This window comes from Thiosocius teredinicola (assembly GCF_002009425.1).
GTDB lineage: Bacteria > Pseudomonadota > Gammaproteobacteria > Chromatiales > Chromatiaceae > Thiosocius > Thiosocius teredinicola.
Genome location: NZ_CP019936.1, coordinates 3201545 through 3226525 on the forward strand (window position 1 = coordinate 3201545; position 24981 = coordinate 3226525).

The 24981-nt window shown below is 60.1% G+C and carries 23 protein-coding genes; 9 read left to right on the forward strand and 14 right to left on the reverse strand.

Going from position 1 to position 24981, the window contains the following annotated elements:
• Positions 1-232: 232 nt before the first annotated feature.
• Genes B1781_RS15195 through B1781_RS15220 form a run of 6 tightly spaced genes read left to right on the forward strand, consistent with a single transcriptional unit; the run spans position 233 to position 6670 of the window.
• Positions 233-1096: a peptidylprolyl isomerase gene (locus B1781_RS15195; protein WP_078120466.1), complete on the forward strand. Its 864-nt coding sequence runs from the start codon at positions 233-235 to the stop codon at positions 1094-1096.
• Entirely contained in the window at positions 1093-2073 is a 981-nt protein-coding gene (locus B1781_RS15200; protein WP_334223749.1) for a HupE/UreJ family protein, read from the forward strand. The genes B1781_RS15195 and B1781_RS15200 overlap by 4 nt, the downstream gene beginning before the upstream one ends.
• Positions 2073-2711, forward strand: a complete 639-nt coding sequence (locus B1781_RS15205) for a HupE/UreJ family protein (protein WP_078120467.1) — start codon at positions 2073-2075, stop codon at positions 2709-2711. Before B1781_RS15200 ends, B1781_RS15205 begins: the two co-directional genes overlap by 1 nt.
• Positions 2708-3304, forward strand: a complete 597-nt coding sequence (locus B1781_RS15210; RefSeq protein ID WP_078120468.1) for a HupE/UreJ family protein — start codon at positions 2708-2710, stop codon at positions 3302-3304. The genes B1781_RS15205 and B1781_RS15210 overlap by 4 nt, the downstream gene beginning before the upstream one ends.
• Positions 3305-3339: 35 nt before the next feature.
• Positions 3340-5985, forward strand: coding sequence for a fused MFS/spermidine synthase (locus tag B1781_RS15215; RefSeq protein WP_078120469.1), 2646 nt, complete (start codon positions 3340-3342; stop codon positions 5983-5985).
• A gap of 19 nt (positions 5986-6004) precedes the next feature.
• On the forward strand, positions 6005-6670 hold the full coding sequence (locus tag B1781_RS15220; protein WP_078120470.1) for a TIGR02466 family protein: 666 nt from the start codon (positions 6005-6007) through the stop codon (positions 6668-6670).
• A 48-nt stretch (positions 6671-6718) separates the two neighbouring features.
• Here B1781_RS15220 and B1781_RS15225 read toward each other — a convergent pair whose 3' ends face one another.
• The 9 genes from B1781_RS15225 to B1781_RS15265 all read right to left on the reverse strand — a co-directional run bounded on the left by B1781_RS15225 (position 6719) and on the right by B1781_RS15265 (position 19286).
• Positions 6719-7333 carry a TIGR02466 family protein gene (locus B1781_RS15225; RefSeq protein ID WP_078120471.1) on the reverse strand — a complete coding sequence of 205 codons (615 nt, stop codon included), beginning with the start codon at positions 7331-7333 and terminating at the stop codon, positions 6719-6721.
• 137 nt (positions 7334-7470) lie between these two features.
• Positions 7471-8706 carry a GNAT family N-acetyltransferase gene (locus tag B1781_RS15230; RefSeq protein ID WP_078120472.1) on the reverse strand — a complete coding sequence of 412 codons (1236 nt, stop codon included), beginning with the start codon at positions 8704-8706 and terminating at the stop codon, positions 7471-7473.
• 942 nt (positions 8707-9648) lie between these two features.
• Complete coding sequence (locus B1781_RS15235) at positions 9649-11181, reverse strand: peroxidase family protein (protein ID WP_164513417.1); 1533 nt, start codon at positions 11179-11181, stop codon at positions 9649-9651.
• A gap of 138 nt (positions 11182-11319) precedes the next feature.
• A complete protein-coding gene (locus B1781_RS15240) occupies positions 11320-12798 on the reverse strand; it encodes a multiheme c-type cytochrome (protein ID WP_078120474.1) in 1479 nt (492 codons plus the stop codon).
• Positions 12799-13014: 216 nt separating this feature from the next.
• On the reverse strand, positions 13015-15141 hold the full coding sequence (locus B1781_RS15245) for an ATP-binding protein (protein ID WP_078120475.1): 2127 nt from the start codon (positions 15139-15141) through the stop codon (positions 13015-13017).
• Positions 15134-15592 (reverse strand): hydrogenase maturation protease, encoded by a 459-nt coding sequence (locus tag B1781_RS15250; RefSeq protein WP_078120476.1) that lies wholly within the window; start codon positions 15590-15592, stop codon positions 15134-15136. Before B1781_RS15250 ends, B1781_RS15245 begins: the two co-directional genes overlap by 8 nt.
• Positions 15582-17117, reverse strand: coding sequence for a nickel-dependent hydrogenase large subunit (locus B1781_RS15255; protein WP_078120477.1), 1536 nt, complete (start codon positions 17115-17117; stop codon positions 15582-15584). The genes B1781_RS15250 and B1781_RS15255 overlap by 11 nt, the downstream gene beginning before the upstream one ends.
• 11 nt (positions 17118-17128) lie before the next feature.
• Positions 17129-18070, reverse strand: a complete 942-nt coding sequence (locus B1781_RS15260) for an NADH-quinone oxidoreductase subunit B family protein (RefSeq protein WP_078120478.1) — start codon at positions 18068-18070, stop codon at positions 17129-17131.
• A 265-nt stretch (positions 18071-18335) separates the two neighbouring features.
• Positions 18336-19286 (reverse strand): cation diffusion facilitator family transporter, encoded by a 951-nt coding sequence (locus B1781_RS15265; protein ID WP_078120479.1) that lies wholly within the window; start codon positions 19284-19286, stop codon positions 18336-18338.
• A gap of 249 nt (positions 19287-19535) precedes the next feature.
• Here B1781_RS15265 and B1781_RS15270 point away from each other — a divergent pair, with 249 nt between their 5' ends.
• Positions 19536-20492: a VTT domain-containing protein gene (locus B1781_RS15270; RefSeq protein ID WP_078120480.1), complete on the forward strand. Its 957-nt coding sequence runs from the start codon at positions 19536-19538 to the stop codon at positions 20490-20492.
• 103 nt (positions 20493-20595) lie between these two features.
• Here B1781_RS15270 and B1781_RS15275 read toward each other — a convergent pair whose 3' ends face one another.
• From B1781_RS15275 to B1781_RS15285, 3 genes are all read right to left on the reverse strand, one after another.
• A complete protein-coding gene (locus tag B1781_RS15275; protein WP_078120481.1) occupies positions 20596-21126 on the reverse strand; it encodes a hypothetical protein in 531 nt (176 codons plus the stop codon).
• A gap of 53 nt (positions 21127-21179) precedes the next feature.
• On the reverse strand, positions 21180-21434 hold the full coding sequence (locus B1781_RS15280) for a ChaB family protein (RefSeq protein ID WP_078120482.1): 255 nt from the start codon (positions 21432-21434) through the stop codon (positions 21180-21182).
• A 249-nt stretch (positions 21435-21683) separates the two neighbouring features.
• Positions 21684-22085, reverse strand: a complete 402-nt coding sequence (locus B1781_RS15285) for an AF1514 family protein (protein ID WP_078120483.1) — start codon at positions 22083-22085, stop codon at positions 21684-21686.
• A gap of 501 nt (positions 22086-22586) precedes the next feature.
• Between B1781_RS15285 and B1781_RS15290 the strand changes: the two genes are divergently transcribed.
• Positions 22587-23387: a PRC-barrel domain-containing protein gene (locus B1781_RS15290; protein ID WP_078120484.1), complete on the forward strand. Its 801-nt coding sequence runs from the start codon at positions 22587-22589 to the stop codon at positions 23385-23387.
• A 248-nt stretch (positions 23388-23635) separates the two neighbouring features.
• Positions 23636-24169: an aspartyl protease family protein gene (locus B1781_RS15295; RefSeq protein ID WP_078120485.1), complete on the forward strand. Its 534-nt coding sequence runs from the start codon at positions 23636-23638 to the stop codon at positions 24167-24169.
• Between the two features lie 72 nt (positions 24170-24241).
• Here the strand turns inward: B1781_RS15295 and B1781_RS15300 are convergent, their stop codons facing one another.
• Both B1781_RS15300 and nqrM read right to left on the reverse strand, forming a co-directional pair.
• Positions 24242-24658, reverse strand: a complete 417-nt coding sequence (locus tag B1781_RS15300) for a CBS domain-containing protein (RefSeq protein WP_078120486.1) — start codon at positions 24656-24658, stop codon at positions 24242-24244.
• Between the two features lie 47 nt (positions 24659-24705).
• Positions 24706-24903, reverse strand: coding sequence for a (Na+)-NQR maturation NqrM (nqrM, locus tag B1781_RS15305; protein WP_125932119.1), 198 nt, complete (start codon positions 24901-24903; stop codon positions 24706-24708).
• Between the last annotated feature and the right edge of the window lie 78 nt (positions 24904-24981).

Below are 24981 nucleotides of genomic sequence, written 5' to 3' on the forward strand. Positions count from 1 at the left end.
TGCTTCAGGCAAGGTCACGCTAATGTGAATTGGTGACATTTGCAGTTAGAAGCGGTGAAGCTTTTACGGCAGGTATGTGACACGTCGCAGACCGGACCAAAGCGACAGACAGGCAGCAAAAAGCAATGCCCCCGTGGTTGAACAGACGCAAGACCGTCATCAATCTGTCATTCCGGGGTGATTCACTGCTGCGGCCGAGCCCGTCCGATCTCTAACAAAAAAGCCGTACGCCATGAATCTCTTGAAACAGCCGCTGGTCCAGTTCTTGTTGCTCGGAGCACTGATCTTCGGGCTTGAGAAAGCATTGGTGGCCGATGAGTCCGACCCGCGCAAAATACTGATCGACGACGCACGCTATGCCGAGATCGCCGGTATCTACCGCGACAACCAGGGGCGTGATCCCAGTGAAGACGAAATGGCCGATCTGGTGGTGACCTGGGCGCAGAACGAGGTGCTGTACCGCGAAGCCAGCCTGATGGGGCTGGACAAGGGCGACGAGATGATCCGCCAGCGCCTGATCCTCAAGCTGCGCAATGTACTGTTCAATCGCCTGGTCGCCGACGCACCCAGCGAACAACAGTTGCGCGGCTGGTTCGAACAGCACCGGGATCGCTACGACCGGCCGGATACTTTCGATTTCGAGCAGTTCAAGATCGGCGACGACGCGTCTGCCGAACAAACCGCGCGCACGCTGGTCAATGAACTCGACACGCAGGATCCTGGCGCGCAATGGCTGGATCAGATTCGTCGCTACCAGCGCCGCCCGGCGAGCAACATCGCGCTGGTGTTCGGCGACAGCGACGCAGCAAGCCTGATCGATGCCGCCGATAGACGCTGGCATGCCGTGCGCTCGCCCGCCGGCTGGCACCTGGCACGCGTGACTGCCCGGCATGCCGGCAAAAAAGCCGATTTCGATGTTGTTCGCAGCCGCGTTGGAGAAGACTGGAAGTCTCAGGCAATGCAGGCCGAACTGTCGGTCGCGCTGCACGATATCGCGCAACGCTACGATGTACGCATCGAGCTGAGCGCCCCGCCGGAAAACTGGGATGCTGCGCGTATCGAGGAAGAGCGCCTGGCGATGCGCTCTGCGCAATGATGTCGGACGCTCGTTTGCACATCGCGATCATATTGCTGGCCGCCTTGTTACTGCCGAATGTGTGCTGGTCGCATGAAACGCCGATCGCGCTGTTGGAAGTTCGCGAAACGCCCAACGGTAGCTACCTCGCCCACTGGACCTATTCATCGTCGACCAACATGCAGCCGCCCACTGCCGTGTTCCCGGCACATTGCTCGTTCGATGAACCGCGATTGGATTGTGGTGAGCGCGGCCTGATCGGACAACTCAGTTTCGAGCGCTTGGGCAAGAGCTATTCGGCCGTGGTCGTACGCATTTCGCGGATAGATCAGGCGGCACAGAGCTTCACCCTGACCGGCGCCCAACCCAGCGTAGCCCTGACGCCCGATGGCAAGCTGCCGCTGTCGCAGGTCATGGCCAGTTACGTTCCGCTGGGCATCGAGCACATCCTGCTGGGAATCGATCACCTGTTATTCGTTCTGGGGCTGATGGTACTGGTAACGGGGGTGCGTTCACTGATCGAAACCATTACCGCCTTCACCATCGCACACAGCCTGACGCTTGCCGCGGCCACCTTCGGCTGGATCGGCGTGCCGGAGGCATCAGTGAACGCGGCCATCGCACTGAGCATCGTCATCGTTGCCGTGGAGATCCTGCGCGAACGACAGGGCGAACGCAGCCTGACCGGGCGTTTTCCGTGGGCCGTCGCATTCGGTTTCGGCCTGCTGCATGGCTTCGGCTTTGCAAGCGCCCTGACGGACATCGGCCTACCGCAAGAAAACGTGCCCGCCGCATTGCTGTTCTTCAACGTCGGCGTAGAAATCGGTCAGATCGGCTTTGTGCTGCTGGTGCTGGCACTGGTGTGGTCGCATCGCAGACTCAAAGCCTTGCTGCCGACCTGGTCGGAGAGTGTCGGTATCTACGCCATGGGCACGCTTGCGAGCTTCTGGTTCGTCGGCCGAATCTTCAACATGGTTATAACCAAGGTAGCGATCTGATGAAGTCTTGCCAAAGCCTGTTTAGTGCTCCCATCGCGTCGTCGGTCCCCGTCCGGTTCGCGCTGTTCGCCTTGCTGCTGTCGTCGGTGACAGCCAGTCATGCCCACACTGATGTCGGAGCGGCGAGCGGATTTCTCTCCGGCTTTCTCCACCCGGTGTTCGGCGTCGATCACCTGATCGCCATGGTCGCGGTCGGCCTGTGGGGCGCACAGCTTGGCAAGCCCGCCATCTGGATATTGCCGATCACCTTTCCGGCGGTCATGGCATTGGGTGCCCTGTTCGGTATCGCCGGTCTTCCACTGCCAGGTGTCGAGATCGGTATTGCAGCATCTGCCCTGATACTGGGCCTGATGGTGACCTTCGCGGCCAAGCCTGCGCTGTGGATCGCCGGACTTGTGGTCGCGGCATTCGCCCTATGGCACGGGCATGCGCACGGCACCGAGATTCCGGACGCGACCAATCCGCTGGCTTACGGGATCGGTTTCGTCGTGTCCACCGGTCTTCTTCATCTGGCCGGCATCATCATCGGCCTGCTGGTACGTTGGCCGGCCGGTGCGATCATGGTGCGCGCCTCCGGCTCCGCCATCGCGGCCCTTGGCGTGTATTTCCTCGGTGCCAATCTCGGTCTTCTGGCATGAAGACAACAGCGTGGGCCTGGTTGACGCCATTGATTCTCGTACCCGGCGCAGCCGACGCGCACTTGGTGTCGACCCGCTTCGGCGAGCTGTATAGCGGCCTGCTCCATCCCCTGACGGCGCTGCAGCATCTCGTACCCTGGATTGCACTCGCGTTACTTGGCGGACTGCAGGACACCCGTACCGCTCGCTGGGCACTGATCGCCTTTCCGATCAGTGTCGGCTGCGGCGTGGTTACGGCTGACCTAGCGCCCGGCGTGGCCTACGCGACCAGCGTCAATGCCGCCTCATTCGTCGTGTTGGGGCTGTTGGTTGCGATCAAAAAACGACTACCGCTGATCGAGTTCATGGCTTTGGCGGTCATCATCGGGATCACCCACGGCTACGCCAATGCAGCGACCGATGTGCAGGGGTTCGGCGCCTTGTTGTACGTCAGCGGCGTAACCCTGGCGGCCTATCTCATCATCACCCTCGGCACCGCCTCGTCACATTCGCTGGCGGGCGGGCCGGCTTGGGGAAGCATCGCCATTCGCGCCGTCGGTAGCTGGATAGCGGCAGTCGGTCTGATCTATGCGGGTTTCCTGGCAACCACCTGACCCGGGTACATCTAACCGGGCCGCAGCCGACTATTATGAGCACCACACCTGAGCGCATTTCCCTTGGCCACTCGCACGGCACCGATCGCGTGCTGGATGCCCGGCGATGGATCTACCCCGTCGTCTTCCTGTCGGGTTTCGCTGGGCTCGGCTACGAGATGGTGTGGACACGGATGCTCGCCCTGTCGCTCGGCCACGAAATCCTTGCTGTGCTCGCCGTACTCGCCGCGTTCTTCGCCGGCCTGTCTGTGGGAGCGGTCGTATTCGGCGAACTGATCCGCCGGTCCACACGACCGGCACTATGGTACGGCTGGCTGGAGATCGCTATCGGCATCTGGGCCATCGCACTGATCTGGCTGATTCCGATATTCAACGCCACCATTCCGCAGTGGATCGGCGAAGCACCACAACCCGTCTGGCATTGGGGCATTGCCTTCGGCGCGACCTTCGTGTTGCTTTTGCCCGCCACCGCGGCCATGGGCGGCACTTTGCCAAGTCTTGAGCGGACCAGTGCGATCCTGTTCGGTCCGGGGCGCTATGTCGGCGGCGTGTATGGCAGCAATACCTTCGGCGCGGTCGCCGGTACGATATCGACAACGTTCGTGCTGGCACCGCTGCTGGGGTTCACGACGACCCTGTGGTCGAGCGCCGCGATCAATATCCTGTGTGGGCTATGGGCCTTCATCGCATGGCGCTCACTGCCGGCTGACGCTACAGCGCGTCCCACCGGCATTACCAACGCTGCGGGTCCGTCGTCATCGCGGCTGCTGGCCAGCCTGTTTGTCACCGGCTTTCTCGGCCTGGCATTCGAAGTCATCGTGATCCGCGTGCTCAGCCAGGTGCTGGAGAACACTGTTTACACCTTCGCCGTAGTGCTTAGCATCTATCTGCTGGGTACCGCCATCGGCGCGTCGCTCTATCAACGATATGCAACCGACGATGACTACGGATCCAGGTTGCGAAAGCTTTTGGGCCTGACGGCGATCGGCTGCCTGCTGGGCAGTGCAGCCTTATGGCTGTCGGACAACGTCTACGATGCGATTACCTATGCGTTGCCGCGAACCTCGTCGATCGCCATCGGCGCGGAGTTGCTGGTGGCAGCGTCTGTTTTCCTGCTGCCCACGATCGCGATGGGCGGATTGTTCAGCCACCTCGCCCAGTCTGCAACCGCACGTTTCGGTTTTGGCCGGGCGCTCGCCGTCAACACCCTGGGGGCCGCGATTGCGCCCTTGGTGGCCGGCGTCGTGTTGCTTCCTGCACTCGGCCCGCAAGGCATGTTGATCGTGATCTCGCTGGGTTATCTGTTGCTTCTGCCGTGGCCGGCAGCGAAGCCAGTCCGCCCGACGTTCCCCGCCGCGACCGCGGCTGTATTAGTGATTGCACTGGCACTGTTGCCACCGCTGCGATTCGTTGAGGTACCCGAGGGCGGGCGGATTCTCGATTACCAGGATGGCGTGATGGCCTCGGTAGCCGTTGTGTCCGATGCGCAAGACGTCCGCTACCTGAAGATCAACAACCATTTCACCATGGGTAGCACCTCGTCGGGATATGCAGATCACCGGCAGACACATATCCCGCTGCTGCTGCATCCGAAACCGCGCGACGTACTCTATCTCGGCGTCGGCACGGGCATGACGCTGAACGCAGCGCAGTACCATCCGGGCCTCGATGTCACCGCAGTGGAACTGGTGCCGGAGAGCCTGCAGACGCTCGAGTACTTCGGCACTGCGACGGCGCAAAATGACTGGCCGCAGTCGCCGCGTCTCTTGTCCTCAGATGCCCGACGCTTCGTGGTATCTACCGACAAGACCTTCGACGTCGTCATCGCTGACCTGTTCCACCCGTCGCGTGACGGTGCCGGTGCACTGTATACCCGCGAGCATTTTGACGCTGTGCGGCAACGCCTGAACGACGACGGTCTTTTCTGCCAGTGGCTGCCGCTGTTTCAGATGGATCTCGAGACGTTCAAAGTGATCGCGAAAACCTTCAGCGAGAGCTTTCCGAACGTCCAGGTCTATCTACCGCATAACAGTATCAGCCAGCCGATCGTCGGATTGATCGGTACCAACCATCCGCTGACCATGCAGCCCGATTACCTGCTTAACCGCGTACACGCGCGTACGTTGCAACGCGAACTGGTCAAGCTGCGGCTCAATTCCGACTTCGCCCTGTATGGCGGCTTCGTCGCGGACCGCGAAGCACTACGACAGTTCGCGCAACAAGCCCAACTGAATACCGATGATAAGACCACGGTGACCTACCGCGCACCGCAGTTCGCCTATCGACAAAAGCAATCTCATGGCGAACGCCTGGTGAGCCTGGTCGACGCACTGGCTGCGTTGCGCACCCTGCCCGCCGACGACCGGCCATCGCGCGATACCGGATTCAACGAGCGCCTTATCGCTTACTGGCGTGCGCGCGACGCCTACCTGCGTGCCGGCATTGGTGTGAGTGCCGAAGACGATCTGCCAACGATGCTTGCCAAGACGCGCGCACCGCTGCTCGACGTGGTACGCATCAGCGAAGACTTTCGATCAGCGTACGAACCGTTGCTGGCCATGGCCGAGTCGCTCAATCAGGTCGACCCCGGCGCCGCCCGTGAGCTTCTCATCGAACTCGACAGGGCCGCACCTGCGCGCACCGAGGCACGCCGACTGCTCGCGACGCTACGGCGTAACTGAACAACGACAGGAGCCCCGTATGTCTCGTGCCGAGACCGCACATACCGCAGCGGACGCTGCACAACCGCTGGACATCGCCAAGACCATCGTTCCTTTGTTCGCGAGTCCTATTTCGAACTACATCTGGCCCGAATCCGAAGCGATCAACGACCAGCTCCGGCACACGATCACCGAGATGGCGTCGAACGACCCAGGTATCCAGCGCAGCAATGTCGGCGGCTGGCATTCGCGCACGGACTTTTTCAACACCGATGCCGAATGCGTGAGCCTATTGCACGACCGCATCTCACAGCACATCAAGCAGCTGATGCACGCGGTCGCCATCGATTCGTCAGCTAGCAACAACATCCGTTTCGCTATCGAAGGGTGGGCCAACGTGCTGCGCTACGGCCAGTACCACAGTGTCCACAGTCATCCGAATGCGTTTTGGTCCGGGGTCTACTATGTGTCTGGCAACCCGGTCGCAGAGGCCGATCACCCGTTCAGTGGAAAGCTCGAGTTGCTCGATCCACGTCCGGGAGCGGCACTGAGCTACGCCGAGCAAACCCGACTCTATGGACGCTTCCTCGTCAACCCAAGACCGGGACAGATGGTCGTGTTTCCAGGCTGGATGCAGCACCAGGTACATCCGTTTTTCGGACCAGACGAGCGCATCACAGTGGCGTTCAATGTGGTTGTTGAGTAGACGACGCAAGATCCACTAGGTCGCCAAACGACGCGCAAACCCGAAGCGCTACAGCCCGAAACGGATTTTGTAACCCAGGCTGTCCAGCTGATGTGGGATGGCGTTAAACGCCAGGGTAACGCGGCGTTCTCCCTCGTTGGGTGGCACCCCGTGCATCAAGTAGCTCGGGTAGAGCAACAAATCACCGGCCTGCACATCGGTCAGTACCCAGGTATCGCTGCTGTAATGGTCGAGCGGCACGTCGTTTTTGAAGATAAACTCGCCGCCGCCACCGGTCTTGCGAAACACCGTGTTCGCCGACGGATCGGGTGTGGTCAGGTAGAGAATCCCCGATGCGAAGCTGTTGGCATGCGTATGCATGAACTGGCTGCCACCTGTTTCGAGGACGTTCATCCACGCCTCTTTGATTGCCCAGTTCAGACGTTCTGCGAACAACAGCTCGCCGAATGCAACCAGGTGCGGTGCCACCGCTTCGCTGAGCCGCGCATATTCCCAGCTTTCGCCGGGGTCGATCATCTGGGTATGCGATAGCAGATCGGTCGCCGAGTTGCTCTGGCGGTCGGGTGCAAGGGCCTTCTCGAGAAACGCCTGAACCAGATCGGTCGAGATCAGTCCATCGACCTTCATCACCGGCGTGGGGAACAGGCCGATTACTTTGCCCATGAGAACCAGCGGCTAAGAAACAGTGACAACATCGCGTCATCATGCCGCGCTTTCTTTACCGTTTCTTGACCGGACGCAGCCCTCCCCTGGCCACTTGGCGGCCCCGCGTACGCGGCCCACAGCCCGCCAATCCGGCCTCAGTGATGGTTGCCGCGATGGGCGTTGTCACTGTACGGCAGCAGGAAGTGGATCTGCTTGCTGGTGTATTCGCAATAACCCTGCGATCGAAGCACGTCGAGAAAGTCCAATACGTCGCGCTCGTCGGTGCCTGCCGCGGCAGCCAGCTCGCCCGGCCCGGCTCGCAGAATACTGGTGCCATCCGCCTTGTGGGTGAGCTTCGCCGACTCGAGAAAACCCTTTAGCGCAAAATCGAGACGCTGTTTCGGTGATCCGTAGGCCAGCAACTTGGCGAACTCGTCGGTGCGCCGCAGGCGGTCCGAAATGAACTTGAGCACGATGTCGAGCCGTTCGGGGTGTTCCGCCAGACCCTGCATGAAATCCTCGCGACGCAGCACGATGACCTCGGTATCCGTTTCAGCGGTGGCATCGGCCGACCGGGTTTTGGCATCGATCAGGGCCATCTCGCCGAATATCTCACCGGGCCCGAGCACGGCGAACACCAGCTCGCGACCATCGACGGCATTGGTTGTCGTGATCTTCACCCGACCGACATCGACGACGTAGCACTCGGAGGCGTCCTCGAACTCGCTGAATATCTTCTCGCCGGCGCGAAACACCATGCGCTGAAACTGGTTCGAAAAACATTTGAGTAGTGCGATGTTTTCGAGCGCATTGCCGACGGTTCGGGCATGGATACGCGACAGGGTCGAGACCATCGGGATGATGTAGTTGCCGATATCCTCGACCCAGACTTTGTCGTTGACCGGCGTGAAACCCACGCGCTTGTACATGGTCACATTCTCATGATTGGCCGTCACGAACACGTGCGTGCCGCCCATCGACTTGCCCACCGTCGAGGCCAATTTGAGCAAGGCACGAATCACGTCGCGCCGACGCCGCCAATCCTTGCGCACCGCCAACATGCCGGCGCTGGTGATCTTGGGCTCGGTCTTGCTGCGTGTTGCCCATTGCTCGCGAATGCGTGCCTTTTCCTCCGAAAAGTCGAACAGCGCCTCGGGTGGCAGCCCGACATCGGACTCCAGGTTGACCCGGATGGTCGCGATCGGCTCGTCGTACTCGTAGGCGATCAAATTCGCACAATTTGGATGGCTGTCAAAGCGATCGGAAAGGTAGATATCGTCTTTCCGCCGTCCGCCGAATTTCCCCTCTTCGAAGGTAAATACCTGGCGCCTTACCCAAAATACGTCGTCGAGTTCCTTAGCGGTTTCCGCCTGTTTAAGTCGTATACCCATACTCTACTCGCAGTTGAGGCACCAGCGCGGTGCCGTGCGTCTCCGTGAGAACGACCTTGTCGAATCCTTGAAATTTGTCGTCAGTCGGGACCGGTGCATGCGGCGGCCAGTGGGCCATGCAGATGAATCCGTAACGCGCAGCCGCGCCGCAAGCCCTTTGGGCAAGGCGCACAAAGCCGCGAAGGCGACCCCTTTCCGAGGCCACGCACAGCCCACAGGGCATACACCCCGACCCTTCCGGCGCGAGCACGACTCGGTGTTGCAAACCTTAGCCAGGGCCTGCCGTTGCCTGCGCAGCGCGCATTGACTCGCACTTGCATAAGTGGCTCGGAGCGTTACAGAATCATCCGCATGGCCCACTACGGACAGCCCGTGTATCGGCGTCCCCCCGAAACACATGAGTTGCTATCCACAGCAGACCGGTCATTCGGAAAATCAGCGTTACTGACCGTAAATTCGACCGACAGTTTCGCTGAGTCCCCTATTCAGCGTGATCAATGCTAGTTGCCGAATTACCGCTGATACTTGAACCAAGTCGCCAAAACTACGCCGAATACCCTTGGATATAGACGAAATTTGAGCCAGTTGCCGATTTCTTCCGATATTCCGGGCAAGTTGCGAAATTTGTGGCGACGCGCTTGCCAGGCAACGGGTATTTGGGTGTAGGGCTTCCTGGCCTGGTCTTCGTTCCGGCGCGCAATTACCGCGCAGGCAGGCACAACCGCTCCGCTGGGCTAGCCTGCTCGAAAAACGCCAAAAACCCTGCGCGCTGCAGGCGTCAGTTCCGACCCGACATCCGCAGGGTCTGGCCCTGTTGGCGGTATCGTTTGGCACGCTGTGTATCACCAGCGCATCGTCCGCCGGAGATCGGAAAAAAAGCGGCGCGCCAAAGGTTGACCGCGCCGCCAAGGTGCCGAACTCAGTTTCGACGGACGCCGTCCGTTACCGGCTCACGTACCGCACGATATCGGCCAGCTCGAGCTGGCAGTCACCGGCAATCTCCGCCAATGGACGCCACGTTTCGTGGTGTGCGCACTTTTTCAGTTCGTCCTCGGTAAGGTGACACTTCTCGGTAAGGTAGGTCTTGCAGTTCAACAGCATCGAACCGAACGTTCTCAGCACGATCGCCGAACCCACCGGGCCGAGATTTTTTCCATGGCCGGCCACGCGCGCCTCGCGCATCAGATAGAAGAACAGCGGTGTATGCGCAGCCAACTTGGTCTTCATTGGGTCGGGTAGATGCTCCCAACCCTCGATGCCATCAAAGCCGAGGTTCTGGGCCGGGTTGACCGGTATCCCGAGGTCCGCAAGTTTCTGGGCGGCACATTGCCCGCTCGGCAGGCCCATCACGTAACCGCGCAACAAATTGCGGAACGCCAGTGAGCGCTCGTTGGCCGAGGCGCGTTTGCCGACGATCGGATCCGGCATGCTGATCAGTTCATCGATCAGCAAGTGGTTGAACTCCTTGGTCATAACCGGCGCAACGTCGGCCTCCACCGGCAGCAGGTAGCGCCAATCAACGACCAAGTCCCTCGGCACCGCTGAGAAACCCAACGTACTGAAGCGTTCATCGAACAATTCGACGACCGGCGTGTCTTTATTGACCGGGTAGTTGGAGCGCACCGTGACATGTCCGAAACGGTACGCCGCCACCGAGAACTCGACCGGCATCAGGATTCTGTCGCAGTGATCGACGAGATTGAACAAGCCCTTCGGGTCGTACTTCGCATCCCCTTCGCATTTCTTTTTCGACGCGTCGAGCAACGCGGTATTCATGTGATCGTAGACCTTCGGATCACAGATACGCTTGAGGAAATCGTTCCAGACGATGTATTGATAATGGAAACGCGCCTCGCGCTGCGCCGCTTCGAATGAGCGCCCGGCCATCAAACGATTGTGGAAACGGATGAACAACAACTGCATCTGCGAAACAAAGATGTTTTCATCGTTGCGTGGATCGCCGATCAGCGCGCGCCCCTCGGCATTGCGATACAGGTCGTCCGGATTGGCAGGGTTACCGGTAGACATCACGCCGGTGCCGTCTTCGCGATACAGGTAGGGCGATGCTTCCGGCCCGAGGCCGTAAACGCAGTCGAGATCGAGCGACGCCGAACGCAGGTTCGGAAGTTTCTCGATCTCGTGGTCGCCGCCACCGGCCCGCTTGTCGCTGTCGCTGAGAGAGGTCGTTACATCGAGCGTCACGTCGTGATCGACGAACTGGGCGAAAAAGGTATAGCCCGCCGGCACGTTTGAGAAGCAGTCGTTGCCTTCGAGTTTACCGTCCATCAAGCCGCCTGCTGAGCCAAGCCGCGATGCGATGTCGGCAGCATCATGTGGCGAGATCGATTGCCCCGGCGTTTCCGAGTAGTCGACACCCCAACTCGTACAGTTTTTGAACATTACACCGAACCTACCGAGTTCGGCGTGACCGCAGCCGCGCGCCTTGGTCGTACCATGCATACATGCGTTTTTCATTATTTCCCTCTTCCGGCAGTTGGGCATCGGTCTTCGCCGACGCGGTTAAAGATTCCATTCAAAACCTTGCGACGCCGCTGCTCGATCACAGCCAATTCGTGCAATCAGCGCTCAAGGCCACCAAGCCGCGAGACCTCGCTAAGAGCAGCTCCCTTCGGCATTGCACACTTTTCCGACGTGGCTGGCGGCCTGCGGCGTGCCCGACGCATCGACGCGATCCGCCGTGCGTTCGACTGCCATCGGCACCGTGACCTGAGTACGCGTCATGTCGGTGATCTTCACGTCTACCTTTCCTTCGCCGACCAGTTCGTCAACCAAGCCTTGCGGGAAAGGCCAGTAGCGCAGCGTGGCCTTCGCTTTCAGCGGCCCGACGGCACCTTCCGGCACGATGAATGCGAACACCGCAGACGCTTTACCGTTCGGCAGAATCCGGTTGTCGGAAATGATGTGGGTCACATCCCAGACCGCGTACTCGACTTCGTTGCCGTCCTTGTCGCCGAGATGGACACGGAAGTTGCGCGTGCCGGGCTCGGTGCGGCCGTTACGTACCTGTCCGAGACGGTAGACCGACTTGCCGGTGGCATCGCTTACTTCGAAGTCGATCCATACCTCGCGCCCTTCCGGAAAGCCGGTCGGCAGTTTGTGACCGGCGCCGGTGTTGTGAACCTCGACAGTGAAGTTGGCGAGTTCACCCGGGGCCAACGATTGTGGTTGCTCGACAATCTCAATCTGCGCGGCGCTCTGCAGCATGCGGCTCCCCATCTGCGCTGCCTCGTCGTCACCGAAATGCGATAGCAACGTCGCGTTGGCGCCGGCAAACCAATGCGATGCGACGTCGTCGCGTTCCGGACCCATGATCGCTGCCTTGCCCTTGAAGCCAGCCATGTGACACGACTGGCAATCGATACCCTTCACGGCGTACTCGCTTTCCAGCCACTCGTCATAGGTGCGTTCGATGGCAACCCCGTTGAAGGGATGTGTCACGTTATGGCAGGTGCCGCAGAAATCGCTGCGGGTATGCAGTTCGGAGTAGACGGTTTCGTGATACGGCGACTCGGCATCCGATCGCGGCCCGTACTTGGTGGGCCGCCCGCCGCGCGAACGCGGCGCCAGCACGTAGGCGCCGTTGTCGATGCCGGTGCGCGCATTGATGTTGTGGCAGGCCTCGCAATCCACACCTGGCATGGGATGCGACTCAGCGGTTTCTTCAACCGACGCGCGATTGACCGCCGAGGTGATCTTGCCGGTCGTCAGCCCTACCGGCGTGTGACAACCGGTACAGAAGTTATCTACCGCGCCATCGGTTGCCTCGCTGGCTTTCTTCAGCAGCGCCCGGTAGATCGGATCGTCCCAGGACCTGGCCATGGCCGAGGTTCGCCACTGGGCGTAGATCTCCTGGTGGCAGGTGCCGCAGACCTCGGCGTCGTCGAACATGCCGCTGCTCAGTACGGCATTGTCACTGGTGTTGGCGCGGTGCGGAAAGAATGGCAGTCGCTCAGGCGTATCCAGCAATGCCTGTTTGTCAGGACCCAACCATTTGGAATTAGCGTCGGCGAATGCGACACCTTGCAGAAATACAACGAGTGCCCCTGCGAGGCACAAAGCTACCTTGCTCATTGTTCTTCATCCTTGAAGAAAACCTGTCTTGGGAAAAATAGTCCCAGCCTGTCGCTTCGTCAACCTGACTGCAGATAGAAATTTTTTGGGCGACGTCTGCCGCTATCCAATGCCACTTATATCGGCAACAGTCGTTGTTGACGTGATTCAGGCTTCAGCGAAGGCGCGAGCTGGTCTGCGATGAATCGGAATTCGCAGACCAGAGGGTCAGCATCGTCAAAAGAGAAAGGCGTGTTTCTTCGGCGCCACCTTGCCTTCACCCGAGGTTGCTCGCGGCACCTCTACGATGAACGTGGCGCCACCTTCCTCGTTGTTGGACGCGTGAATCGTTCCCTTGTGGCGGGTAACGATCTCCCGACAGATGGCCAGTCCCAACCCGGTGCCACCGGCGCCGGTTTTGGTCTTGGAACTCTGCTCGAACTTGTCGAACACGCTCTCGAGTTCGTCCTCGGGTATGCCCGGTCCCTGGTCGGCGATACTGAACCGCAGCGCAGCCGTATCGGCGGCATCGTCGAACCTGATCAAGATGCGACTGTCATGCGGCGTGAACTTGATCGCGTTGGACAGCAAGTTGAGTATCACCTGCGAGAACTGGTCCGGGTCGACTTCCGCCATGCGGTTGTCGGTCGCCGTCTGCACGTCCACCTGTATCGACTTGGAAGCAATCAGGCCGTCCAACTGGCGACGCAGACTTTCTTCCAGCTCCACGATATCGGTCGGCTTGGGATCCGGCGGTTGGTGACCGGCTTCGAGCTTTGCCAGATCGAGCAGATCATTGACCATGCGCGACAAGCGACTGCCACTTTCCTCGATACGTTGGAAATACGAGCCGAGCTTTTCCAACGGAGCCTCGTTGAGCCTCTTGTTGCCGAAACCCGCGAACGAAAGTATCGCGTGCAGCGGTGTTCGAAACTCGTGCGAGACGTTCGCAATGAACTCGCTCTTCATCCGGTTGGCACGCTCGGCCTCTTCCTTCGCCTTGAGCAGATCCAAGGTGCGCTCTTCGACCATCTCGCTCAAATGGTCGCGGTGCATCCGTAACTCGTCTTCCATCTGGCGGCGCTCAGTGATGTCTTTCGCGGTACCGCGATAACCTTGAAATACGCCTTGACGATCGTAAACCGGCTTGCCGCTTACGCTCATCCAGACCAGGTCCGACTCGGCATGAAAGCGGCACTCGAAATCGCGGAACGGACGTTGCGCCGCAATATCGTCGAGGTGTTCACGCCACGGTATCGCCTTGGAGTCGAGATCTTCGGGCGGCGCGAACTCTTTGGGATGGTGACCCGGGGACAAAGGTGAAGATGCCGAATTCGTCAACGACGTACCTTCGGCGGTGCCGAACAAGATGTGAGATTCGTCTGTCTGCCAGAAGAAATCGGATGACACCTGCGAGTAGTCGCGGAAGCGCTTTTCGCTTTCGATCAACGCCTGCTCGCGCTGACGCAAGGAAGTCACATCCGAACCGACAATCACGGCGCCTTCGAGCTTGCCCGCCCTGTCGTAGATCGGTGAGCCGCGCAACAGGAACCGGGGGTGCGGCATGGGATGCTTTTTCGGTTGGAGGTTGACCTCCAGTTGCATGCTGTCCTCGCCCACCGTCCGACGAAACAACACCAATCCTTCAGGGTAAGAGGAACCGTTGCCGGTAACGGAAAGCTCGGCGAGTTGCTGTGGCTCGATGAGCCTGTCGGCCGACTGGCCTTCGAGATCCTGCGCCGTATAACCCAGCGCCTTGCAGCCGGCTGCATTGACCTGCATCACCATCCCGCGCGCATCCAGCACAACGAGCAAGCCATCCATGGTATCGACCACGCGGTTGACGAACGCCGACAGGCGGCGCTGCTCATCGCTTTGTCGTTGCAAGGCATTCGACTTCTGCGACAACTCGTCGAGCACGTGCTCGACCTGGTCGGAAACATTGAGCACCTGGCTTTGCAGAGCGGTATTGGCCTGGCGTAGTGAGATCACTTCCTGGCGCAGACGTACCAGCTCGTCATCTGACCGTCCTTCCACGAAGCTACCCGGAGGAATAATGAAGAACTCACCGGCAATCTCGTTTACCCGGTAGTTCTCGTTGTTCTCGTCCATCGGAACCAATTGACCATGCGCCGGGCAGACCAACTTGCCGGTCTCATCCATTTCGCTGTTCGCGAGTGACACACCCTCATGCGGACAATTCGCGGGTACCGCAATCAGTTCGTCCTTGTGGTGCACGATGAGTACGTGGCGCGATGCTGAATCTCCCGGCAGCGTGACATGCCCGCACCATCGATCGTCCCGCCCTTCGACGGCGCGCACCTGTTGTACCGGTATGAGGCGGGTCGCCGGCGTATTAGTCATTGTTCAGCCACCGCACGACCTGCTCTACGACAAGCGGCACCGCCGCTGCCACACATGGCGTCAGGCCTGGTTCAAATGCGGCCACGCGTTCCACTTCGGCACCGATCACGTCGACGTCGGGCAACGACGGCAGTGCCGAAGGCAACAGCTCGAGTACCGCACCGACACCCGCGCCGTGACCGCTCAGGCTTTGCTCGACAAGCACGTCATCTCGGTTGAGCGCGTGCACCGAGCCGGCCGGCCCGTAGCCTTGCAGCGCGTCTATGACCAGCGCCCGTTCGCAATTGGCGAAGCAGTTGATCGCGCTCAGCCCCGAAACATCAGCACGGAAAAGCCGAACCGAATCGGGTAGCTGCCTGGCGTCGAGCGCGGCGAACACCGCCGGTCCGAATCCGTCGTCGCCATGAAGTTCATTGCCGAAACAGATCACGTGGCTGCGCTCAAACGCCATAACGCACCTTCTTGCCGGCGCCGACAAAGTGCACCGTGCATACCAGGCAGGGATCGTGTGAACGCACCACGTGACTGATCTCGATGGGGTTGTCTATGTCGGTCAGCGGCAACCCGATAACGCTTTGTTCCCAATGTCCGTGGCGACCGGCGCTGTCTTTCGGCGAGGCATTCCACGCAGTCGGCGTCACGATTTGATAGCGGGTAATTTCACCGTTTCGCACCTGCACCCAGTGCCCCAAGGTACCTCTTGCAGCCTGTACGAAGCCGAACCCATCACCGTCGTCCAGACTCCCATCAGCGGGCGCGAGATAGTGCGGATTGTTCAGTTCCTGGCTCAAGGCTTTCAATTGCGCGCGCATCAGGTCGAGCAACACACTCGCCCGGCGCAGACGGGCGAACTGGCGCAACCAGGTATTGGCACCTTCTTTCTTCAGCAGATCGACGATGAGTGCATCACCGCCGGTCAGCAATTCAGCCAAAGGCCCGGTTTCCACCACCCGGTCGTCATAGCGCGGCGCCTTGGCCCAGCTGTAGCGATCCGACTCCGGCTGATAGTCCGGCACCGTCTCCCCTTCGAACGGATGCCGCCCGTCCGGATACGGGCGATACCAGGAATGACGAACATGTTCGGTGATGAGCTCCGGGCGGAATGCCTCAATCTTGTGTGTGGCGCCGTCGTAGACGCCGCCCGCTAGCAAGGTGCGCTGTTCGCCGTAAGGCGCCTGCCATTCGACAGGGTCGTAGTGCGCGCCGGCACTGAGAAACTGATCGGTGCCTGCGCCGTAGGTGTGCAGCCCCTGATCGCGTGCAAACCGGGTAAACAGGCCGAGCGCCGTATCGCGGTGTGCCGGTTCGTCGACCCACTCGAGAAACCGCTCGGCCGTGTCGAGAGACAGCCAGTTGTCCAGCGAGTCGCCGACCACTTCTTTCTCGAACCATCGGACGGCTTTGTCGACGATCTCGCGGCAATCGATGATGTCGCTGACCGTCGCCGGCCGCGTCACCCCACCCGGAATCATGTAGGTCGAATGTGGCCACTGGCCGCCGAAGATGGCAACGATCTCGACCAGGGTGCGCGACACGTCCAGTGCAGACAGAACCACACTGCCCTGCAACGGCTTGAAGGCCTTTTCCAGGGCCGGGGCAAGCGCATGATCGGCATACCGCGGATTGAGCAGGTCCGGCGCGAAAAACAAGAACGTCTGCCGGATGTCGCTCTGTACGTTCTCCGCCATCAGGCAGAGGTTTCGAATAATGGTTGCATGCGCCGGCACCGGCACATCGTTCATTCTTTCCAAGGCGAGCGCCGTAGTGAACAAGTGGGCCGTACCGCAGATGCCGCAGACCCTGGGCGTGATCACCAAGGCGTCCTTCGGTGCACGACCGATCAGCAACTGCTCGAAGCCGCGAAACAGCGTACCGATGCAGCGTGCATCGGCCACGCGGTCGCCTTCGAGGTCTACCTGGAACTCGAGGTCACCCTCGACACGATTGAGTTCGATGTTGACGGTCTTTCTGGCCATACCCACCCGGATCAGGTGTCCATTTTCTTGTCGCGGACCCGCATAGGTGCAGCGGCCTGGGCGAGATTCTTGTAGGCCATGTAGTGGCCCCGAGAAACACCCAGTGGAAGCGTGACCGGCACTTCGCCCATCTTCTCGGTTCGGAACAGGTCACCGTTCTTCGGGAAATTCGGCGAGGTGCATCCAAAGCATGGCACACCGGCCCGCGTCTTGCTGCTGCGCTGGTTCCACAGCTCACTGTTGCAATTGGCCATCGTCGTCGGCCCCTGACAACCGAGGTTGAAGAACATGCAGGCGCGGCCACCCAATTCGGTGTCTTCCACGTCGTACTCGTGATACTCGTTGCGCGTGCAACCCTGGTGCACCATCTGGTTGAAGAAGGCGGTCGGCCGGTTGTGCGCGTCGAGTTCGACCGGCAGCCCCTGCGCCAGCATCGCCAGGGTGCGGGTAATCGTCAGCGGGTGCGTCGGGCAGCCACCGAGGTTGATGACGGGCATCCCGGATTTGGATCGCCACGCGGTATCGAACATGCCGCCGGCCGTGTCGCGGGTGAACTGCATGCCGGTACAGTCCGTCGGGTTTGGCGGCGCCGCCGGGATCCCACCGAAGGCCGCGCAAGAACCGACGGCGAGAACGGCCTGTGCCTGCCCGGCCAAAGCCCGCACGATGTCGATCTTGGCTCGGCCACGAAAGCTGTCGAACATGCCGGTGCCGTAGGGGCCGGTGATGAGGCTGCCTTCGACACACAGGATGTCGAGCTCGCGCTCGCCCTTTTCGATCTGCTCGATCAACTTCGCCAGGTGGCTGGTCGGTTCGGTACTGATCGACGGGTGCCAAAGCACCTGGATATCGCCGTTCGCGACCAGCGACTCCAGCGATGGTCCGTGCGCATTGAGTAGTGACATGGTGTCCCCACTACAGGCACCTGTTTGCAGCCACAACATAGTTGCCATCACGGCCTCCGTAGGGACACGGGATAACCCGGTTTCGCACACATTGGAACGTTAGCGGCAGCGTACGGGGCCGGCTTTAGACACGGTTCAAGCAGGCATTAGGTTCGGCCGGCAACAAGCGGCATGTGCCGGATTGTCGGGTCAGCGGAGGCGCTGCTCGACCTGCTGATGATGGGCCAGGACTACGGCTCGGCACGTCTCAATGGCTGTCGCCGATGTGTTGCTTCTTGCCGGGCATGCGCGGCGAAGCGAGCGCGCCGGCGGCTCAATCCGAGACGCCGCCCTGTCGACTCACGTTCAGCCGGTCCGCCGGATGCCAGGTCACGACTTGACCGTCCATTTCCGGCTGCAGGGTGACGTGATCGATATCGAAGGTATCCGCCAGCATCCGACGCATCTGGTCGAGCACATTGGGCCAATCGGCCATGTCGTGGATCACCAGGTGTGCCGAAAGCGCCGTTCGATTGGCCGACAGTGACCAGACGTGCAGGTCGTGCACCGAGACCACCCCGTCAATACCTGCCATGGCGTAACCGATGCGCTCCAGGTTGAGATGCAAGGGAACGCCTTCCATCAAGGCATGCAAGGCCTCACGCAGAATGCGCAGGGCAGAGACCAGGATAAGTACGACGATCAACAACGACAGCAGGGGGTCGATCGTCGTCCAGCCGGTGAGCATGATCACAGCGCCGGACAACAAAGCGGCCACGGAGCCCAACAGATCACCGAGCACATGCAGCAGCGCGGCACGCACGTTCAGATCGTGCCCATGATGACCCGCAGACAACAACCAGGCGGCGCCGATGTTGATCAATAGTCCGACGAAGGCCACGCCCATCACGATGACGCCGTTGACCGCGGACGGTTGTCGAAACCGCTCCACCGCTTCGGCAACGATGAACACCACGATCGCCACCATGGCGACGGCGTTGATCAGCGCTGCGAGAATCTCTGCCCTGCCGAGCCCATACGAATGGCGCACCGAAGGTTTGCGTTTAGCCAGCATCGCAGCGCCCGCCGCCAGTCCCAGCGCCAGGGTATCGGTAAGCATGTGGCCTGCATCGCCGAGCAAGGCCAGCGAACCCGACCACCAACCGGCAACGGCCTCGACGACCGCAAAACTCAGGGTCAAACCCAAGGCCCAGAGCAGACGCCGAGACGAGCCGTGAGCATGATGATGCTCGTGACCATGTGAGCCGTGTGTGTGCTGGTGCATCGGCCGATCTTCTCCGCGGATAAACGGGCCGCCGGCATATCTCCGGCCGCCGCAACACTCAGAACGCGTCATTCCATTGAACGCCAACCGCGTTGGCCACTGCAAGCCTTATCCTTACCCGCAGAACGAAGACCGTGCGCGACCATTGCCAGCCGACGAAGGTAGTTACTGCATCCCTGCCCTTTGTGGCACCATGGTGTGAGCCGCGAATCAACGTGGCACGAGGTTCACCCGTCCGCCGTCTCCGCCATGTACAAGCGTCTACTTCTGGCCGCACTGCTTACATTCGCTATCGCGATTGCATATGTCTACCGTGATCATTTGCATGTCGATGGTTTGCGCACCTGGGTAGACGCCGGCGGTGCTGCGGCAATCGCGGCATTTATCGTCCTGTACACCATCGCAACCGTGCTGATGATTCCCGGTTCGGTGTTGACCTTACTTGGGGGCGCACTGTTCGGGCCCGTTTTCGGTACGCTCTACAATCTCGCCGGCGCCACGCTGGGCGCAACTTTGGCGTTCGTCGTTTCGCGCTACATCGCGGGCGACTGGATTGCCCGACGAACCGGCGGCATATCACGACGCCTGCTCGACGGCGTGGCCAGCGAAGGTTGGCGGTTTGTGGCCTTGACCCGTTTGGTGCCTCTGATCCCGTTCAACCTGCTGAATTACCTACTGGGGCTCACCCGGATCCCGCTCCGTCAATATGTGCTCACCTCTGCGATCTGCATGGTCCCTGGTGCCGCTGCCTATACCTATCTCGGCCACCTCGGCAACGCGGCGGTAAGTGGCGACGCCAATATCGCGCAGAAGCTGCTGCTCGGCTTGGCGTTGGTGGGCGCGCTGCTGTTCGTGCCACGCCTGGTGATTCGCCTTCGCCGGAAACCGATGATGACCGTGCAGACGCTCAGCAACCGGCTGGCGGACGGCGACGAATTGCTCTTGCTGGATGTTCGCTCGGCCGACGAGTTCTGCGGTGAGCAAGGCCACGTGTCAGGGTCACGCAACATCCCCATCGACCAGCTTGAAAGCCACCTGGATGAACTCAACGGCTACTTGGAACGCCCCATCGCCATAATCTGTAAGACCGATCGTCGATCCGCCAAGGCCGGCCGGCTGTTGTTGAAGAACGGGTTCAACGATGTGCATGTCGTCGAGAACGGTATGACCGCATGGTGTGAGGCAGGGCTACCCGTTGAACGTTGAATCGAAGTGAGCGTGCGCCGCCGCATGCATCGAACCATCAAAGCGTTCGCCGTCATGCTGCTATCCGGCAATCGCAACAGACTGCCGGATAGACTGTGCCGGTCTACAACGTCTCAGTGACGTTGCTCACCTCATCATTGAGCAGTTCTTTGGCGCGTTTGTGCTGACTGTCGTTGGCGGCATGCACAACGACAGTCCACTTTCCGTGCTCGGAAGCGTCGCGCACATCAGTGACGACCTTCTGATGATCGGGGCGAGCCGTGACCAGACCGCCAGCCAATAGGCCGAGCACCGTTCCGAGAATGCCAAGAGTAAAGAAGGTATACCCTGGGCTGGAGACGGCGAGGTCCACGCCGCCGAGAACCAACGCTCCGGCGATAAGAAGTCCGACGACCAGACCAACGCCACCGAGAATCACGTGGGCTCGAATTGCCGTTTCCACAATGCCGAGTGTTTCCGGCTCCAACTTTCTGCCGAGCGCAAAATCCATGGGCTGGACGACGTCGATCTGTCGTCGCGGAATATCTGCCTGGGTCACAAGTTTATGCACGGTATGGTCGGCTTCATACGGGGTGTTCAGAAACGCCGCGAGTTTGGCCGGGTACTGCTCTCCGAGTATTGCTGCGTTAGACATAGTGTCCTCCTAACCTTCTGTTGTTTCGTCTCAGGCGCGCACCGACATAGCCGTTAGATCGGCGCCGATTGCTGACCGGAAGAACGCCTCGCCAGGTGTCCATCCTTACTCAGGAACTTACGGCGGACTTCCAGCCAGGCCGCTTTGTGCGCCACATCCTGTCGTGAACGATTCGCGGGGCGTAAGCCGCCTCCCTCGACATAGCTGTCCCAGGCACCGTTGTAGGCGCGACGAAAGATCTCTTGCGCAGAAACCGGCAAGTGTGTTCGCAAAGCTTCCGGTAAGTCTTGAATCGTCTGATACGGCATCGCTGTTCTCCTGCAAGTCACTTGCGTTGATCACCATCGGCGAATCGGCGTTCATCAATCGTCCGCCCGTTTCGCTGTTACAAAAGGCTTTTTGCAATCACTATGCCGATGCGGAAGAAAAGGCCGCTCAGCGCCGGTCTAGAGCTCAATGCCACGTGTGTACCTTGCCGCCGGGAACGCCGTCTTGGGTTGAGATGCACCGGGCGGGTGATGGATTTCATCCGATCGATGCCGCGCCTCTACCGGCTGTCAGACACCACCTTTGCCACCGCCGGCTGCGTATACCTCGTCAAGCGAACGCTTACCAAAGTCTTTGTCGCCAACATCGATGCAAAGGTATTTGCGGCCACTTTTGTCTGTGACGTTCGTGAACTTGATTTTCGGCTCGGTGAACTTGTCCGCCGAACCTACAATGAAGTGAAACCGGTTGTTCACTTCAACCTCATATTCACCGCCCAGACTTACGCCGTAGTCGCGCCAACGGGTCTTGGGATCACCGCCGGGGATATCGGGTGCAAACTCGCCCCGCTCTTCGTCATACCAGCTCAGCACAACGGGCGACGCAACCTTGTCGGGAATGCAGCCGATGGCGTCGTCGCGGGCATCCTGCACCGTTGTCGCACTGCTGTTTTCGGCTTTGATGTATTCCATGGTTTTCTCCCTTTCATGTATCTCGATTGCAAATTCAATCGGCAATGGTGGTGCAAGCGAAATGCCAGCTGTGTGCTGCTACGTGGATGGAGAAAAAGGATGTAAAGCAGGCGTCGCTCAAACCCGCCTGATCGCTGACCGAAACCCGCTATTCACACCGTGCTCGCAGGGTTCCGCGGCGAAACGTAAAGAAAGGTTGTTATCTGTTTTTGATAACAGGTACTGATAGAAACGAGTTCCGCTAACAAATAGATCACGGATTGGCTGCGCTTATGCGCCAGCGCGAAAGATATCCACCATCGCTCAATCGAGAACCACATCACATAGCCTGAGAAACAATTCGAATTTCTGCCGATATGGACCATTCTGCCTATTGCGTCACAAGTCATTTCGCAACTGGGGCTGTCGAACAAAGTGGCACAGTTGGTGCGAAGCCGAGCGTACTGCCATTGGCATAAACGGCTTGGACAGCATCGTTAGAACCGACAGAGGAGATAAACCATGAAGCGTACTTTGTTAGCTACCGCAGTCAGTGTTGCGTTGAGTGTTGCCGCCATTGCACCGGCAATGGCTGCGTCCGATGAGATGACACCCGCGCCACCGATGAACGAACAGGCGGCCACCACCGGCACATCGATCAACGCCGGTGAACTGGTGGGTAAAAACATCACCAATACGCACGGCGAGGCGATTGGCGAAGTGACGTCCATCGTTCGCGACAGCACCAGCAATGATCCTTACGCCGTCGTATCGGTCGGCGGTATTCTCGGCTTCGGCGACAAAAAGGTGACCATCCCGCTGCAAGAAATGCAGATGCAGCAGGACACGCTGAGCGCGCCGTTGGCAGCCACCGAAGATGAGCTGAAGACGCGCCCCGCCTTTGACGAAGCGCGCTACACCGGTGTCGACGATGCCGAGCTGGTTCAAGTGGGCATCCAGGGAGATATGCCTGCCACCGGCACTGCGGCACCACTGGGTGGCGAGATGGCGGCCGAGCCGATGGCACCCCCGCCAGGCACGGCCGCAGAGACATCGGGCTTCGGCTCGCTTGACGCCAACCAGGACGGCTACGTCAGCAAAGACGAAGCGACCGTCGACCAAGGCATTAGCGAGAACTGGGAGCGCGTCGATACCAACGGCGACAACCGACTCGACCAATCGGAGTTCAGCGCCTTTGAACCGACCGGCATGTCGTCGCCCAGCGATTCAATGCGTCCGATGACCGAGCCCGGCGGCATGATGGAAGGCACCGGAGAGGGACTTGCTCCCGCCGCGCCGACTTCTGACCGCATGATGAAATAACGGCACGTCTGCCAGGCCACGTCGCTGTAGGCCTGCGCCCCGGCCGGGCAGCCGCGCGCTGCCCGACCGGACCAATACGTCTCCCCCAACGCTGCCGGCGCTTCAGATAGCGCCCGCAGCGCCGATACCCGTTTGCATAACGGACGCTCTCCAGGATAGGCTTTATGGCGTATGACCATGGTCATATGCAGGATCCGGGAGCGGTTCCACGGCCCAACTGAATCGGACGTCTCAGCTGGAATCAGACTATGCAACGCGTTTTTCGGACCCTGTCGCTGTGCCTGCTGACCACGATCGCAGCCAGCTTCCCTGCCCTCGCTCTCGACGATTTCGCTACTCATGTCGCCATGCAGGAACGCTCGGCCGCGACCTTTTACGTGCGCAGCCAGATCGATGGCCTGGGTGATGTCGACCTGATGGTCGATACCGGCTCGGGTTTCATGACCATCAACGAGCAGACGCTGGCGACGCTCAAGGCCAAAAACCGGGTTCAATTCGTCCGCAACATCGAAGGGATTTTGGCCGACGGCAGTACCTTGGTGGTCCCCGTCTACCTGATCGAGCGCATGAGTATCGGCAACAGTTGTTGGCTGGATAATGTCGAAGCGGCCGTGTTCCCCGGCACAGGCCGCCAGATTCTGGGGCTCAGCGCCCTGCGCAAGGCATCACCCTTTGTCTTTTCGGTCGATCCGCCCAAACTGATGTTGAGCCAGTGCGGCGAGGTCACCACCCCGCCCAGCGATATCTCGCCGATCGAAGCGGCTGCGTTCGTCAGCGAATAGCGACACGTTCAGCAAGCGGCGGATATCAGCCTATCGACGGCGACAGGCTGGGCAAGCTGGATCAAGAGGTGATCAGGCGCGTCCCGGATCGGGCTTGGAGCGTTGTTCGAGCAGCCACAGCACGTCGCGCCGGCTGACGACACCCACCACCCGGCCGCTTTCCAACACCGGCAGGCGCCGAAAATGCTTGGTGGCGAAGTGTTCGGCAATCTCGATCACCGGCGTATCGGCATCGACCGTCATCACCTCGGTGCTCATATAGTCTCGGACCTTGCCGCCCGATTCGCCGTGATACCCGGCGCTGAGCGCGATCGCCATGCAGTCCTTTTCCGTGAGTATGCCGAGCAGGTTACCGATATTGTCGATCACCGGCGCACCGGAGATCCTGTTTTCAACCAACACCCGAACCGCCGCCAGAACATCATCGTCGGGTCTGAGCGAGTTGACTTTACGCGACATGCAATCGCGTGCCGTCATCGTAGGCAGCATGCCTATCCCTCCGCGAGCGCCTTTTTTCAAGGCTGATTGTTGTCCACTCATGGTTCAGACGGTGCCGATTTTCGGCGGCGTTCACAGCTTGCGCGGCAGGTGCCGCCACAATCCGATTCCACGCCCGGGATCTGGTTCAGGCCGCCGCAGCTACCGGTGATAGCCGCGCGCCCCTTGATGACACCGATCGCCATCCCCGCCACAACGAGCAGGAACACGATCATCGTGAGAAGCCATTCAATCATATCGCTACCTGATCAATAACCGCTGGCAGCACAACCCATCGGCGACTCGCATCCGACGATCCCCGGTCTGCCATGGCC